The following is a 14,838-nucleotide window of genomic DNA, read 5'->3' on the forward strand; positions in this document are numbered from 1 at the left end:
TCAGCCTAGAATCTGATTCGGCCGCAAACTATGGATGCCATGACGAAGTCGGGAGTGCGAGACTGTAATGAGATACCAAGGTCTGCTCCCTGAGGGCCTTCCCACCGTCGTTGAGGTCGCCAGGGCCGTCGGTTCTGAAGTCGCGGCGCTGGTTGAAACGCCGGCCGAAGAGCCGCCTCGCGTCACGGGAGTGACGATCCGCGATTTCTGTGCACCGTCCAAGCGATTTCCCGGCGCGCTCGCGCTGCTCATCGGCACGACGCTAGTCGAGTCGGAGCTCAGGGCGCACTTCGAGCGGCTCGCGGATGCCGGCTACGCGGCGGTCGTCTACAAGTCATACGGCGGTGCGGATGCCACGCTTCGCGAATCCGCCCGGGCTACCGGCGTTGCCGCGTTCAGGGCCGCAGACGATATTCCGTGGGATCAGCTCGCCGACTTCTTCCGCGCCGCCATTGTCCCGCAAGGAGAATCGAGCCATTCGCTCGTAGACATTCGGCCGGGCGATCTCTTCGAGCTGGCGAACGTCGTCGCCTCGCTGGCCGGTGGTGCGGTCGCGATCTCCGATCCGGACCAGACGGTGCTTGCCTATTCCACGCTGCCGGAGCAGCCGATTGACGACACCAGACGGGCATCCATTCTTCGCCTGCACGTTCCGCACTCAGCCCAGAACGACCAGGACTACCGTCGCGTGCACGCCGCGCCACGGGTGGTGAGCGTTGCACCAGAAGAGAACTCTTTGACGCGTGTTGCCGTGGCCATTCGCGCGGGCGATGTCGTTCTCGGTTCACTCTGGCTGATCGACGCTGCCGATGCGGCCGACGACGACACCAACCGTGTCCTGCTCGAGGCGGCGAACGTGGCCGCGTTGCATCTCCTGCACCGGCGCACGCATCACGATGCCGAGCGGACACGCACGATCGAGCTCGTGAACCCTCTGCTCTTCGAACGCGATCGGGCAGAGCTCGCAGCCCTTCAGCTCGGCATTGCCTCGGATGAGGTGCAGGTAGTGGCGATTTCGGTGAGCGGGGCCTCTGGCAGCGCCCTCGAGACCGTGCGCTTGAGCATGCAGCTCTTCGACACAGTGCGCACCGCCTGCGCGGTATGGCTGCCCGGCGCCATCTGCGGCGTAGCCGACAACATCATCTATATGGTGTTGCCGCACGGTCCCACCTCGTCCTTGCTCTTTCAGCGTGCTGCCGTGCTGCGCATCGCGCACCACGCTCGTCGCGCCATTGGCCGCTCGGTTCTGGCGGGAATGGGCAGCCGGAAGGCGATCATCGGCGCGGTTGAGTCACGCATCGACGCAGAGTCAGTGCTCGCGATGTTGTTGCAGGATGTCGACGACGGGCGCGTCAGCGCCGATTCAGATGAGATTGTGGCCGACTCGCAATCGTTCGGCGCTCGCCTCCAGCTGCGCCACATTGTTACGGCGCTGCGGGAGTCCGGTCAGCTGCCCGGCGACTTTGCGGCGCGCATCGCCGAGCACGATGCGCGCCGCCATACCGCGTACGAGGCGACCATTCGCACGTTTCTCGACTGCAACTCGAACGCGATCGAAACGGCGGCGAAGCTCGGTCTGCATTCGAACACGGTGCGATACCGGCTGTCGCGCGTGGAACCGCTGTTCGGCGTCAACCTCAGCTCGCCCGAGACGAGGCTGCTGGTGTGGCTACAGCTGAGCGCGAATCAGCTGTAGCCGACGGTTCGCGTTATCCGGCCGTTGCGGCGTTGATCGTGATTTCGTCGAGACCACCGGACGCAACCCCCCAGTCGTCGAGGATGGCGGCGTACGAGCCGTCATCAACCATTCCCTGGAGCGCGGCCTGAACCGCCTCGGCCATGCCGGAATCCTTCATCACAGCAAAGCCATACGGCGACACATCGAAGGTTTCGCCCGCGAGCTGTAGTTTGCCCGCCAGTTTCGAGATGGCGTACAGGGAGACTGGCGAATCGGCGCTGAAGGCATCGGCCTGGCCGAGGACGACGGCGTTGACCGCGGCATCCTGAGTGTCGAATGGCAGCTTCTCGATCGGAGCCTTACCTGCTGCGACGCACGCTGCGCTCTTGTCGGGAACCTCGTCCGTGTCTTGGAAGGTCGTGGCCTGAACAGCGACCTTGAGGCCACAGGCATCCGCCGGGTCGACGTCTTCACCTGTGCGAGAACCCCACTGAACCCCGGCCGTGAAGTAGTTGACGAAGTCGACCTGCTTTTCACGCTCCGGGTTGTCGGTGAAGGATGAATTGCCCACGTTGATCTGGCCGCCGACAATGCCGGGAATGATGGTCTCGAAGCGAGAGACCGTGACGGAAGGCTCGAGACCGAGGGTGGCAGCGAGCGCATCCGTAAGCTCGATACTCCAGCCGACAGGGGTTCCGGACTCGTCCTTGAATTCGTTCGGCGGATAGTTGGGGCTCGTCGCAATCACGAGTTTGCCCGACTCGGCAACGTCTTTCGGAAGCAGAGCCACCGCTTCGGCGTTGACCGTGGCATCGATGGTCTCGGAGTCATCGGCCTTGGGGTCTGCTGCGGAGTTGTCGACACAACCGGTGAGCAGCAAGGCTGCGGCAGCGGCGAGTGCGGGAAGGGCGAGTCTGGTGCGCATTGGGGGTCCTCATCTTTTGGTTACGGCTGCTGTGGACTTCAGCCGATGCCAGTTGTCACTGATTCATCGGCGAAGCAGGTGAGCGGGGTACAACACGGTTGAGCCTAGGAGCCCTGTCGCCGACGCTCTATGGAGCATTGTCCGAGCGCAGAAGCGCAGGCTTGTGAAGAATTGCCAAGGTGTCTTGCTGGCGCCCGTTCAATGCACGTGTGCGGTCAGAGGACCTTGGCGAGAAAGTCCTTGGTACGTTGGCGCTGCGGGTTCGTGAGCACTTGTGTCGGGTCGCCGGATTCGACCACCACTCCTCTATCCATGAAGACGAGCGAATCCGCGACCTCGCGCGCAAAACCCATCTCGTGCGTGACCACGAGCATCGTCATGCCGTCGCGGGCGAGCCCCTTCATGACCTCGAGCACCTCACCGACCAGCTCGGGGTCGAGCGCACTTGTCGGCTCATCGAAGAGCATCAGCTTCGGTTCCATCGCGAGGGCTCGAGCAATTGCGACGCGTTGCTGCTGGCCACCGGAGAGGTGCGCGGGATAGTAGCCGGATCGCGCCGCGAGCCCAACTCGATCCAACAACTCATGGGCGTGCGCCTCGGACTTCGCCTTGGCGCGCCCCTTGACCGTTCGCGGTGCCACCATGACGTTCTCGAGCGCGGTCATGTGCGGAAAGAGGTTGAATCGCTGAAACACCATGCCGATGTCGCGACGTTGCCTGGCGGCATCCTTGGGTGCCAGCTCGTAGAGCTTTCCGCTGCCCTCTCGGTAGCCGATCAGCTCACCGTCGACACTCAATCGACCAGCCGAGACGACCTCGAGGTGATTGATGCAGCGCAGAAAAGTGGACTTGCCGGAACCGGACGGCCCAACCAGGCACATGACCTCGCCGCGGCTCACCGTCAGCGAAATGTCAGTGAGAACCTCGTTCGAGCCGAAGCTCTTCGAGACGTGTTCCGCCAGAACCATCGGCGGTTCGGATGCCCCCACCGGGGTTACCGTGAGTGCGGATGTCTCTGTCATGAGTGCGTGCCCGAATCTCTTGAGGTCGTGGTCGCCGCGGCGTTCGCGAGTCCGCCGTCGATCTCGGGAATGGCCCCGGTCGGTGCGGCTGGTCGATCCGGTCGCATCTCACCGACCCCGCGGGCGAAGCGCTTCTCGAGGAAGTGCTGGCCGATCATGAGGATCGACGTGAAGAACAGGTACCAGATCGATGCGACGAGCAGCAGCGGGATCGGGTTGAACGTCTCGGCCGATATGTCTCGGGTGCGGGTATAGAGGTCGAGCGTGAACGGCACCGCTGTCACGAGCGAGGTCGTCTTGAGCATGCCGATGACGCTGTTGCCGGTTGGCGGAATGATGACGCGCATCGCCTGCGGGATGACGATCTTGCGCATCGTCTGCCCCCAACTCATGCCGAGCGCGGTCGCAGCCTCCGCTTGGCCCTTGTCGACGGAGAGAATGCCGGCCCGCACGATCTCGGCCATGTAGGCGCCTTCGTTCAGGCCGAGGCCGATGACGGCGAGAAAGAACGCGCTGAACAATGCTTGGGTGCTGAACTGCGCCCACGGCTCTGTGAACGGGATGCCGATGTCGATGGTCTGGTAGATGGTGGCGAACAGCCCCCAGAACACCAGCTGAACATAGACCGGTGTGCCTCGGAAGATCCACAGATACGCCCACGCGACACCCTTGACCACGGGATTGGGTGAGAGGAACATGACGGCGACGACGAGTCCGATGACGATGCCGAGCGCCATCGAGTACACGGTCAGCTGGACTGTGACGAACGCCGCCTGCGAGATGCGCCGATCGAAGAGATACTGCGCGACGGTCGGCCAGTCGTAGGCCGTGCGCCCGGCAGCATCGATGAGGAACAAGACAATGACGGCGAGCAGAACGATGGCGAATACCGCGCGCCACGGATGCCGCAGCCGAACCGCTTTGATGGCAGGTGCACTCATGGCGACCTAGATGCCCGCGTTGATCGTGGCCTCGTCGATGCCCCCGTCACCAACGCCCCAGTCCTCGAGGATCGCCGCGTACGATCCGTCGTCGATCATCGACTGCAGCGCGGCCTGCACGGCCTTCACCAGTTTTGAGTCCTTGGCGACACCAAGGCCGTAGAAGGTGGTCTCGGCCATCGTTCCAGCCGTTTGCAACTCGTCGCCGGTCTTCTCGATGCCGTACAGAATGACCGGCGCTGCCCCGGTGACGGCGTCAGCCTGACCGAGCACAACCGCATTCATCGCACTGTCCTGCGTGTCGAACGGCAACTTGATGATCGGCTCATTGCCTGCGGCAACGCAGGCGTCACTCTTGGCTGGCAGCTCGACGACGTCTTGTTTCGTCGTCGCCTGAACCGCGACCGTCAGCCCGCACGCGTCATCTGGATCTACCGTTTCGCCCGCCGCAGATGCCCACTGGGTGCCGGAGCTGTAGTAGTTCACGAAGTCGATCTGCTCCTGCCGCACCGGAGTGTCGGTGAACGACGACTCGCCCAAGTCGATCGTGCCGCCGACGATGCCCGGAATGATGTTCTCGAAGTTCGCGATCTCAAAGCTCGGCTCGAGTCCCAGCTTGGCCGCGATGCCGGCCGCAACTTCGATGCCCCAACCGATCGGCTCGCCGGCTTCATCCTTGAACTCATTCGGCGGGTAGTTCGGGCTCGTGGCGATAACGAGAACACCGGCCGTCGCAACGTCTTCTGGGAGCAGTGCAGCTGCGGCATCATCTGTGGTGATGGTGGCAGGCTCGGCGTCGTCTTGCGACTTGCCTCCGCTCGTCGCGGAGTTGTCGACACAGCCGGTCAAGGCGAGAGCGGCGATTGCCGCAAGTACAGGGATCAAGAATCGGGCACGCATAGAACGTCCTTTGTCGGCAGTTGGGGTGAGAGGCAGTGAGTTGAGCCTAGGAGCCATCTCATTCGTACACTATGGGTGCTCGTACAGAGGGCGCCCATCGACCTTGGACCCTCCAACAAAGTCGCCTCGGCTCGCCTCAGGCCGGCTCCCGAGTCCGCGCCGCTGGACGGCCGAGCCGACCGGCGTCGAGGCACTCGTGGTCGCGGCGCACGAGTGGCTCGGCATCCGCGCCTGAGCCCAGCAGCGGGGTGAGCACCGGCGCATGGTCCATTCCGCGACGATCCCAAGCTCGGGCGACGCGAGCGACCGTGGTCGGCGAGCCCGAATCAGAGCAGGGTGAGGAGGTCGATGCCGCACCAGAGGAGCGCTTCGTGCGCCACCCCGACGAACACGTACAGGGCGAGCATCGATCCGAACGCCATCTCTCGCGGCGATCCCGTGTCGCCGAGCACGGGCAGCGCGATGTAGCCGTTCGGGCGCCAGATGCTGCTGATGACCGGCGCCTTTCGCAGCAGCTTGGGTGGCTTCGGCTTGATCGGCCAGAGGAGCCCGGGCAGACCACCGGTGGTGAGGAGGTCTCCGGCGAGGTGGGCGACGAACCCCACCACGACGGCGAGCGGGAACCAGCCGATGCTGCTCGGAGCCAACAGCACGAGGAGCATTCCGAACGCCGCCCCGAGGGCCCACGCCGTCAGCCACGATCCGACCAGGCCGCGCGCCTTGACTGCGAAGCACATGAGCGCTGCGGCGCCGATCACGGTGCCGACGGAGAAAGTGCCGAATCGCTCGGTCGTGAGTGTCAGGAAGGTCAGTGCCCATGCGCCGATGCCGACGATCGCCGCTGCGATCAGCGAGTGCGCACCGTGGCGATGACCGCCTGAGATCGATCCGACGGCGCCCGCGGCGAGCCGGCCGAGAATCGGCACCGACTGCGCGATGGTCGCGCTGTGGTGATCGGCATCGGGCAGCAGCGCCGCGCCGGCGCAGACGAAGGATCCGGCGACGACGCCGACCGGATCGAGCGGGTACGCGCCGCTCGTCAAGTACGGCATGGCTCCGGTCGCGGCGATCCAGGCGGCGGCGCCGCTCGTGGCATGGTTGACGCCCATCATCTCGGTGGCGTGCTCCTTCTTCTGCGGGCGTGCGACATCCGCTTCGGTGAGTCGTGTGAACTCCGACTGCGTGCTGGAAGTGCGGCGGTCGACGCCCGGAGAACATCAGCACACCGTCACTCGAATGGCTGCGCCCGGGCCGTTCGACCGTATCGTGCACGGGTGACACGGCTGCGCGAGGTCAGCGCCGCGCGGCGCCTTGACCCGTCGCGCCTCGCGACCCACAATTGGGAGGTTGACTGAATGCTAGGGGAGCGGAGAACTGATGTCCGACGCGTACACTCGTCCGACCATCGATGAGCAGACCGGCGCTAACGAGGTGCCGAACTTCGCGCCCGCGCCCGACGATGGGGTGCCGCCTGCCGCTCACACGCCCGTGGACTCGGTCGAGCGACGCAAGTGGAGCAGCGACCTCCGGTTCATGCTCGTCGTGCTGGCAGCGATCTTGGTGCTCTTCCTGGCGTTCGCGCTGCTCATCGCCTTCAGCCCGACGGGGCCCGCGATCAGTGCCCTCGCGATCATCGCCGCTCCGATCGCCACGATGGTCGTCGCGTACTACGGCATCTCCCTCGCGCTCCGCCAGGTGAAAGACGCTCGAGATGCGGCCGAGTCGGCCGATGCCCGTGCACGCGCAGCCGAGGTGAGCGCCCGTGAGTCGGACGCGTGGGCGGCCCAGATGGAGTCGGGCCTGCGCGTCGCCGTCGCCAAGCTGACCGCCGCCGGTCAGGAGACGCGCGACGTCGAGCGCGCCGCAGGCACGCCCGACGAATTCTTCTGATCGGGAGCTGTTCAGCGCTGGGAGACCTGCTCGGGCCTTAGAGCTCCGCGAGAACTGCGACAGGGCGTTCGATGCACCCCGCCATGAAAGTCAGGAAGCCGGCCGCCTCCGCGCCATCGCACACGCGGTGGTCGAATGAGATGGTCAGTTCGGTCACGGTGCGCACGGCGAGCTCACCGTCGACAACCCACGGGCGTTCGATGAACCGGCCGACGCCGAGCATTGCCGCCTCGGGGTGATTGATGATCGCGGCCGAACCGTCGACACCGAGGGTGCCGTAGTTGTTCAGCGTGAACGTGCCGCCGGTGAGCGCCGACGGTGGGAAGACACCCGTCGCGGCCTCGCCGGTGCGAGCGACGATGGCGTCGCGCAACGTGCGCAGCGACATCCGCTCGGCGCCGTGCACGACCGGTACCAGGAGGCCGCGCGGGGTCTGCGCGGCGAGCCCGAGGTTCACGGCCGAGTGGTAGACGAGCTCTTCGCGCTCGGCGTCGAAGCTCGCATTCAGAGACGGATGCCTGGCGAGGCCCGCGACGACGAAGCGGGCGATGAGGGCCGTGATGCCGAACCGCTCACCAGTCGCCTCCTGCAATTGGCGGCGGGCAGTGAGGAGTCCGGTCGCGTCGACGTCGAGCCAGACGGTCGCTTCGGGGATCTCCCGGCGCGAGCGCGAGAAGTGGGCGGCTGCGGCGCGCGCCATGCGGTCGAGCGGCACGCGGCGGTCGCCGTCGCGGTCGGTCGTCGTGCTCGCAGGCTGCGGTGCTTCGAGCGACGGGGCAATGGATGACGCAGCAGTCTGCTCGACCGCCGGTTCGCCTTGCTCGGCGATGAACGACTCCACGTCGCGCCGCATCACCAGGTGCTCCGGCCCCGATCCGAGAAGCTGGCTGGCGTCGAAGCCGTGCTCACGGGCGAGGCGACGCACGATCGGTGAGACCACGGGGGAGCGGCGTGCGGCGTCGAGTCGGGCGGCTCCGCCTGAACGCGGCCCCGCCGATCCGTTGCCGCGACGGCCGAAGCGCGTGGGTGCCGACGCGGCGCGCTTCGTGATGGTCGATTGTCGCGTGCCATAGCCGATCAATACGGCGCCGGACTCCTCGGCGAGCGCGGTCTCGCTCGTCACGATGCCGGGTTCGGCCGGCTCCGCGGCATCCGCCGGCGAAGTCTCGCCGCCGAGCCTCATCAGCACGGTGCCTGCGTGAAGCACGTCGCCGACCTCGCCGCCGAGCGACTCGACGACGCCGGCGAACGGTGTCGGCAGTTGCACGACGGACTTCGCAGACTCGAGTTCGACGACGACCTGGTCGATCGTCACCTCATCGCCTGGCGCGACGAGCCATGCGACGATCTCGGCCTCGGTGAGGCCCTCGCCGAGGTCGGGCAGGATGAAGTCGCGGCTCATGCGTCCCACTCCCAGCTGTCGAGGGCCGCGAGCACGCGGTCGGCGGTCGGCAGGTGGTACTCCTCGAGTTTCGGTGAAGGGTAGGGAATGTCGAATCCCGCGATGCGAAGCACGGGCGCGGCGAGGTGGTGGAAGTTGCGTTCGGTGACGCGGGCGGCGACCTCGGCGCCGTAGCCGCCGAACTGTGCAGCCTCGTGGATGACAGCCGCTCGCGAGGTCTTGCGCACTGAAGCGCCAACGGTGGCGTCGTCGAAGGGGGAGAGGCTGCGCAGGTCGACGACCTCGATCGAGAGGCCCTCTTCGGCCGCTGCCTCGGCGGCCTCGAGCGCGGTGCGCACGGTGGGGCCGTAGCCGATGAGGGTGACGTCGGTGCCTTCGCGCACGACCTCGGCGCGATCCATGGGCGCGGTCGTCACGGGCAGGGCGAGCGGCGCCTTCGACCAGTAGCGGCTCTTCGGCTCCATGAAGACGACGGGGTCGTCACTGTCGATCGCCTCACGCAGCATCGAATACGCGTCGGCGGGGTTCGACGGCATCACGACTGTCAGGCCGGGAGTCGACGTCCAGTACGACTCAGAGGAGTCGGAGTGGTGCTCGACGCCGCCGATCGCCCCCGCGCAGGGGATGCGCACGACCATCGGAAGCGTGACGCGCCCTTTCGTGCGGTTCCGCATCTTCGCGACGTGCGAGACCATCTGCTCGAACGCGGGGTAGCTGAACGCATCGAACTGCATCTCGACCACGGGTCGCATGCCGTACATCGCCATGCCGATCGCGGTGCCGACGATGCCCGACTCCGCGAGCGGGGAGTCCCAGATGCGGTCGTCGCCGAACTCGGTTTGCAGGCCGTCGGTGACGCGGAACACGCCGCCGAGCGGCCCGACGTCTTCGCCGTAGACGACGACGCGATCGTCGGCCGCCATCGCGTCGCGCAGGGCGGCGTTCAGCGCCCCGGCCATGGTGAGCTGCGTCGGGGCGGATGCCTCGGCGGGCGTGGCGCTCGTCACGGTCGCGGTCATCGCGTGGCTCCTGCATGCTGTGCGAACGCACCGGCGGAGATCTCGGCCTCGAGGGCGGCGCGCTGCTCGAGGAGCGCTGCGCGCTCCCGCCCGTAGACGTGATCGAAGAGCTCGAGGGGATCGAGCTCGGCCTCGGTCGTCATGACGTCGCGGGTGCGTGCGGCGAGCTCCTCGGCGGCATCCGCGATCTCGGTGCGCGTCGCCTCGGTGAGCGCGCCCTCTGAGACGAGGTACTTCTCGAGTCGCTCGATGGGGTCGCGGCGCTTCCAGTGCTCGACGTCGCGGGCGGTGCGGTAGCGAGTGGGATCGTCGGAGTTCGTGTGCGCCTCGATGCGGTAGGTGACGCCTTCGATGAGGGTCGGACCGCCGCCGCTCCGCGCGCGTTCGACCGCCGCGCGGGTCACCGCGTACATCGCGGCGATGTCGTTGCCGTCGACGTGATACCCCGGCATGCCGTACCCGACGGCTTTGTCGGCGAGCGTGGCGGCGCGCGTCTGGCGCTCGAGGGGCACGCTGATCGCGAACTGGTTGTTCTGCACGACGAAGACGGTCGGTGTCTGCCAGACCGCGGCGAAGTTGAAGGCCTCGTGCGCGTCACCCTCGCTCGTGGCGCCGTCGCCGAGGAAGGTGAGGGCGACGATCGGATCGTGGCGGAGCCTCGCCGCGTGCGAGAGGCCCACAGCGTGCAGCGTCTGCGTCGCGAGCGGAGTCGCCTGCGCGGCGGTGCGGTGCGCGTGCTGGTCGTAGCCGTTGTGCCAGTCGCCGCGGAACGAGGCGAGGATGTCGCCCGGCTCGATGCCGCGGGTGAGCAGCGCGATGCTGTCGCGGTAGGTCGGGAAGAGCCAATCGTCAGCCGTGATGGCCGAGACGGCGCCGATTTCACACGCCTCTTGACCGTAAGCCGAGGGATAGGTCGCGAGACGACCCTGCTTGGTGAGCGCGGTGACCTGCACGTCGAAGCGTCGGGCGATGACCATCTTTCGGTAGAGCTCGAGCAGGGTCTCTGCGTCGGGGAGACCGAAGCCACCGGTCGCAGCGCCCGACACCGCGTGGCCGGCGTTGTCGAGCAGTCGCAGTGGCTTTTCAGAGGGCAGGGTGCGAACGGATGCGTGCTCGACATTGAGGGTCATGTCCTCATCGTGCGACACTCTCGTGCGCCGCGGAGGGGCTCTCGTGCAACCGTGAACGAACGGCTCCGCCCGCTCGAAAGCGGTACCGATCGTCCGTTCAGCGGAGGCTCAGGCGCGCCAGATGTCCAGCGTCTGAGCGGGCGGATGCCCCTCCAACTCGGCGAGGATCAGGTGCGATCTCGTCGACACCACACCCGGCATGTCATGGATGTCGCGGAGGATGGCCTGACTCAACTGCTCGTGGTCGGGGGCGCTCACCGTGAGGATGATGTCGATGTCACCGGAAACGGCCTGCACCTTCTCGACGAAGGGGAGGGTCGCGAGCTTCGCGGCGATCGACTCCCACGAGACTTCGCCGATGCGCACGACGACGAGCGCCGAGATGTTCAGGCCGATGGCCTTGCGATCGATCTGCGCGCCGAAGCCGGTGATGACACCGCGCTGCTGCAATTGCTGCACCCGATTGTGGGCTGCGGTGCGCGAGATGTGCACTCGTTCGGCGAGCGTGCGCACCGAGAGCCGGCCGTCGCGGCTCAACTCGGCGACGATGCGACGGTCGATGCTGTCGAGCCCGTCGTTCCGGTGCGGTGTCTGCTGGGTCATCATCGTCCTTGTGGCTCACGCCCAGCGTACCGGCTGCGGCGCTCCGCGCGTCGGAGCGAGATGCGCATCGGTGCGTGCCTGATCGCCCGCGGCAGCAGCGGCCAGAGCGTACCGATCGTGTCGAGCCATCCGTTCGCGACGCGTTCGACGCGGGGCGTCCAACGGAACCCGTACGCCGCGCGCATCGAAGGCGGCAGGAGCGCCGCGGTCATGAGGCGCACGAGCGGCAGTAGAGTAACGGCTCCGAAGGGCAGAGCGGATGTCTCGGTGAGCAGGCTCCGCGCAACCGCGCGGGCCTCATGGCCGACGTCGAGCGCGGCGACCCGATCGGCCCACCACTCGTCGAACTCGGCGCGGCTCGCCGGCCATCCTTCACCGGCCGACTGGAGGCTGGCACCGAGCGGCGCGTAGCCTTGCACGATCGCGTCCCCCGTCTCGGGCGGCAGCGCACCCCACAGCCGTTCGTGCAGGTCGAGCGCCACCACGAGCAGTGTCGAGGCGACGAAGCGTTGCGCGTCGGCGTCGAACGCGCTGTAGGCGGGGCCGTCCCCGTCTGCACCGCCTCGCACGGGTGCGTGACGACGGTTGACCGTGCGCACCGCCGCTGCTGCGACCGCGTCGTCGCCGAATCCGACGGCATAGACGTAGTCGAGCGTTCCGATCAGTCGATCCAGCGGGCGTTCGCGGAAGGCGCTGTGCCGGGCGACTCCGCGGGCAACCCTGGGGTCGGCCAGTTGCAGCAGAATCGCTGCGCCGCCGCCGAGGAGCAGCACGCCTTCGGCGCCGTGGCGGCGGAACACCGCTCGATCGTCATGTTCGCGCATGAGTACCAGTTGTACCGCTAGTACCAGTTGTTCGCCTCCGAGTGCGCCCAGGCTCCGCATGGGGCGCCGTAGCGGCCGGCGATATAGGTGAGGCCCCATTCGATCTGGGTGGCGGCGTTCGTGCGCCAATCGGACCCCGCGCTGGCCATCTTGCTGCCGGGCAGCGATTGGGGAATGCCGTAGGCGCCGCTCGAGGCGTTGTAGGCGTCGGCCCGCCAACTCGATTCGCGCGTCCAGAGGAGCACCAGGCACTGGTACTGGTCGCTGCCCCATCCGTATCGCGCGACGGCGTCGGCCGCGTAGGCCTTCGCGCCGGCGGTGTCGACGACGACGCCGGGCGGCGGGGCGCTGCCCACTCCGCCGCTGTTGGCGGCGGCCTCGGCGGCCGCTGCGGCGGCCTTCTGCCGCTCTTCGGCGTCCCTGCGTATCTGTTCACCGACCTGAAACTGTCGTTCGAGTTCGACGGTGCGGTCACGAAGGCTTGCGAGCTGGGCGTAGAGCGTGTCGACGACGACTCGTTGCTCGGCCAGTTCCGTCTCGGCCGCCTCGTGTGCTGCTTCGGCCGCGGCGGCTGCTTCGGCCGCCTCAGTGGCACGGCGCTCCCGCTCCTGTTCGGCGACGTCTGCTTGAGCGCTGAGCGCCTGCGATTGAGCCTTCGCCTCGGTCGCGCGATCGGCGACGGCGCCGTAGATGTTGGTGAGTTGCGCTGCGCGGGAGAGGCCCTGCAACAGCTCGGTCGAACCGTCATCGGCGAGGAGCAGGCGCAGCGTGACATCCGCGCCGCCCGATCTGGCGAGTACGGCGCCGACCCGGCCGAGCCGCTCGCCCGACGCTGCGGCCTCTACGGCTGCGGCCTCGGAGGCCGCAGCGATGGTCGTCGCACGCAGCTCGGCCATCTCGTGTGCGGTCGCCGCGACGGCGGAGAGCCCGGCGGCTTCGACGGCGTCATCACCGAGCCGAGCGGACTCGGCCTCGAGGGAATCGACGAGGGCGGTGATGCGCGTCGCCTCGGTTTCTCGCGAGGCGACATCCTGCTTCGCGGCCTCGACTTCCTCCCAGCTCGGATAGTCCTCGCCGAACGCCGGAGCCACGGGCAGCACGAGGGCGGCGACGATCAGCGCCGCCGCGCCCGCTGCGAACCTCGATCTTCCCCGCACAGCACCCCCTTCGAGGCCGTGAGTCTACCTACGGCGCCGCTCGGCGGACGTTCGGACACGCAGCGTAGAGTTGTCCGGATGCGAGTGAAGCGAATGGCTGCACTGCCGTTCGTACTTACGGCGGTGCTGCTCGCGGTGACGGCCTGCACATCCTCGTCCCCCGTCACCCCGGGCGCGAACGAGTCGCCGACGTCGACCCCTTCGGTGACTCCGACACCCGTTGACCCCATCGCCGAGTGGGTCGATGAGCGGATGTCGCGGCTCACGATCGAGCAGAAGGCAGCGGCGTTGTTCATGCTGCACGCGCCCGGCACCGATCCTGCACCGCTTCGCGCCTACGCTGACGCGGGCGTCTCCGGGCTCATCCTCATGGGCGACAACGTGCCGGCCGGGCCGGCCGAGCTCGCGGCGCTCACCGCAGCCGTACAGACCGACCCCGAGGCACCCCTCCTCATCGGCATCGACGAGGAGGGCGGAGAGGTGCAGCGGCTCTCGTGGGATGCGGCGGCAGCCGCAGACACGTTGCGGGCCGTGCCCGCTGCAGCAGCGCGAGACGCCTTCGCGGCGCGAGCGGCGACGCTCGCCGCGAGCGGGGTGAATGTGAACTTCGGCATCGTCGCCGACGTCACCGCAGATCCCGATTCGTTCATCTTCGGGCGAGTGCTCGGCACCGACCCAGCCGGCTCGGCGGAGCGGGTCGCGGCCGCCGTAGCGGGGGAGCAGGGAGTGGTTGCGAGCACGCTCAAGCACTTCCCAGGCCACGGCGCAGCGCCCGGCGATTCGCACTCGAGCATTCCAACGGCGCCGCTCGGGCTCGAAGAGTGGCGCGCGGCGCCGGCGCTGCCCTTCGCGAGCGGTGTCGATGCCGGGGCCGAACTCGTGATGACGGGTCATCTCGCCTATCCGGCCGTCGACGCGGCGCCGGCATCGCTCTCGCCGGCCTGGCATCGCATCCTGCGCGACGAACTCGGGTTCGACGGCGTCGTGGTCACCGACGACATGCTGATGCTGGCGCACAACGGTCTCCCCGAGTACGCCGACCCCGGGGAGAACGCCGTTCGCGCGGTCGCCGCCGGCGCCGACCTACTGCTCTACGTGCTGCCCGCCGACCCGTCGACATTCGGCCTCTCGGTCGACGGACTCGTCGGCTCGATCGTGGGTGCTGTGCAGGCCGGCCGGATCAGCGAGGCCCAGCTGAACGACGCGGTCGAGCGAGTCCTGACGCTTCGCCGCTCGTTCGCGAGCTGAACTCGTGCTGTTCTCTCCGGCGGGGAATTTCTCGGTGTTATATGCGTTTGCATAGGTGTGACCGAACGGTCGCCACGACATCGAACACGGGAGACTGCC

At 67.3% G+C, this 14,838-nt stretch carries 15 protein-coding genes; 3 read left to right on the forward strand and 12 right to left on the reverse strand.

The window, feature by feature from the left end; all coding sequences use genetic code 11:
* Nucleotides 1-67: 67 nt before the first annotated feature.
* Nucleotides 68-1,696, forward strand: a complete 1,629-nt coding sequence (locus AC1C2T_RS16030; RefSeq protein WP_495385969.1) for a PucR family transcriptional regulator — start codon at nucleotides 68-70, stop codon at nucleotides 1,694-1,696.
* Between the two features lie 13 nt (nucleotides 1,697-1,709).
* Here the strand turns inward: AC1C2T_RS16030 and AC1C2T_RS16035 are convergent, their stop codons facing one another.
* The 6 genes from AC1C2T_RS16035 to AC1C2T_RS16060 form a co-directional block, all read right to left on the reverse strand.
* Nucleotides 1,710-2,603: an ABC transporter substrate-binding protein gene (locus AC1C2T_RS16035; RefSeq protein ID WP_495385970.1), complete on the reverse strand. Its 894-nt coding sequence runs from the start codon at nucleotides 2,601-2,603 to the stop codon at nucleotides 1,710-1,712.
* A 215-nt stretch (nucleotides 2,604-2,818) separates the two neighbouring features.
* Nucleotides 2,819-3,625: an amino acid ABC transporter ATP-binding protein gene (locus AC1C2T_RS16040; protein WP_495385971.1), complete on the reverse strand. Its 807-nt coding sequence runs from the start codon at nucleotides 3,623-3,625 to the stop codon at nucleotides 2,819-2,821.
* Nucleotides 3,622-4,566, reverse strand: a complete 945-nt coding sequence (locus AC1C2T_RS16045) for an amino acid ABC transporter permease (protein ID WP_495385972.1) — start codon at nucleotides 4,564-4,566, stop codon at nucleotides 3,622-3,624. Before AC1C2T_RS16045 ends, AC1C2T_RS16040 begins: the two co-directional genes overlap by 4 nt.
* Before the next feature lie 6 nt (nucleotides 4,567-4,572).
* A complete protein-coding gene (locus tag AC1C2T_RS16050; RefSeq protein WP_495385973.1) occupies nucleotides 4,573-5,466 on the reverse strand; it encodes an ABC transporter substrate-binding protein in 894 nt (297 codons plus the stop codon).
* A gap of 136 nt (nucleotides 5,467-5,602) precedes the next feature.
* Nucleotides 5,603-5,737, reverse strand: coding sequence for a hypothetical protein (locus AC1C2T_RS16055; protein WP_495385974.1), 135 nt, complete (start codon nucleotides 5,735-5,737; stop codon nucleotides 5,603-5,605).
* A gap of 55 nt (nucleotides 5,738-5,792) precedes the next feature.
* Nucleotides 5,793-6,578, reverse strand: a complete 786-nt coding sequence (locus AC1C2T_RS16060) for a metal-dependent hydrolase (protein ID WP_495385975.1) — start codon at nucleotides 6,576-6,578, stop codon at nucleotides 5,793-5,795.
* Between the two features lie 265 nt (nucleotides 6,579-6,843).
* On the opposite strand from AC1C2T_RS16060, the gene AC1C2T_RS16065 reads away from it, so the two are divergent.
* Nucleotides 6,844-7,356 (forward strand): hypothetical protein, encoded by a 513-nt coding sequence (locus tag AC1C2T_RS16065; protein WP_495385976.1) that lies wholly within the window; start codon nucleotides 6,844-6,846, stop codon nucleotides 7,354-7,356.
* 37 nt (nucleotides 7,357-7,393) lie between these two features.
* Here AC1C2T_RS16065 and AC1C2T_RS16070 read toward each other — a convergent pair whose 3' ends face one another.
* The 6 genes from AC1C2T_RS16070 to AC1C2T_RS16095 all read right to left on the reverse strand — a co-directional run bounded on the left by AC1C2T_RS16070 (nucleotide 7,394) and on the right by AC1C2T_RS16095 (nucleotide 13,491).
* Nucleotides 7,394-8,758 carry a dihydrolipoamide acetyltransferase family protein gene (locus AC1C2T_RS16070; protein ID WP_495385977.1) on the reverse strand — a complete coding sequence of 455 codons (1,365 nt, stop codon included), beginning with the start codon at nucleotides 8,756-8,758 and terminating at the stop codon, nucleotides 7,394-7,396.
* On the reverse strand, nucleotides 8,755-9,777 hold the full coding sequence (locus tag AC1C2T_RS16075; protein WP_495385978.1) for an alpha-ketoacid dehydrogenase subunit beta: 1,023 nt from the start codon (nucleotides 9,775-9,777) through the stop codon (nucleotides 8,755-8,757). Before AC1C2T_RS16075 ends, AC1C2T_RS16070 begins: the two co-directional genes overlap by 4 nt.
* Nucleotides 9,774-10,907 (reverse strand): pyruvate dehydrogenase (acetyl-transferring) E1 component subunit alpha, encoded by a 1,134-nt coding sequence (gene pdhA, locus AC1C2T_RS16080; protein WP_495385979.1) that lies wholly within the window; start codon nucleotides 10,905-10,907, stop codon nucleotides 9,774-9,776. Before pdhA ends, AC1C2T_RS16075 begins: the two co-directional genes overlap by 4 nt.
* A 108-nt stretch (nucleotides 10,908-11,015) precedes the next feature.
* Nucleotides 11,016-11,510 carry an Lrp/AsnC family transcriptional regulator gene (locus tag AC1C2T_RS16085; RefSeq protein ID WP_495353941.1) on the reverse strand — a complete coding sequence of 165 codons (495 nt, stop codon included), beginning with the start codon at nucleotides 11,508-11,510 and terminating at the stop codon, nucleotides 11,016-11,018.
* Nucleotides 11,510-12,334: an oxygenase MpaB family protein gene (locus AC1C2T_RS16090; protein ID WP_495385980.1), complete on the reverse strand. Its 825-nt coding sequence runs from the start codon at nucleotides 12,332-12,334 to the stop codon at nucleotides 11,510-11,512. The genes AC1C2T_RS16085 and AC1C2T_RS16090 overlap by 1 nt, the downstream gene beginning before the upstream one ends.
* Before the next feature lie 17 nt (nucleotides 12,335-12,351).
* On the reverse strand, nucleotides 12,352-13,491 hold the full coding sequence (locus AC1C2T_RS16095; RefSeq protein ID WP_495359938.1) for an aggregation-promoting factor C-terminal-like domain-containing protein: 1,140 nt from the start codon (nucleotides 13,489-13,491) through the stop codon (nucleotides 12,352-12,354).
* 78 nt (nucleotides 13,492-13,569) lie between these two features.
* Here AC1C2T_RS16095 and AC1C2T_RS16100 point away from each other — a divergent pair, with 78 nt between their 5' ends.
* Nucleotides 13,570-14,739: a glycoside hydrolase family 3 N-terminal domain-containing protein gene (locus tag AC1C2T_RS16100; protein ID WP_495385981.1), complete on the forward strand. Its 1,170-nt coding sequence runs from the start codon at nucleotides 13,570-13,572 to the stop codon at nucleotides 14,737-14,739.
* The last annotated feature ends 99 nt before the right edge of the window (nucleotides 14,740-14,838 follow it).

It is taken from the genome of Agromyces sp. Y558, from assembly GCF_059445415.1.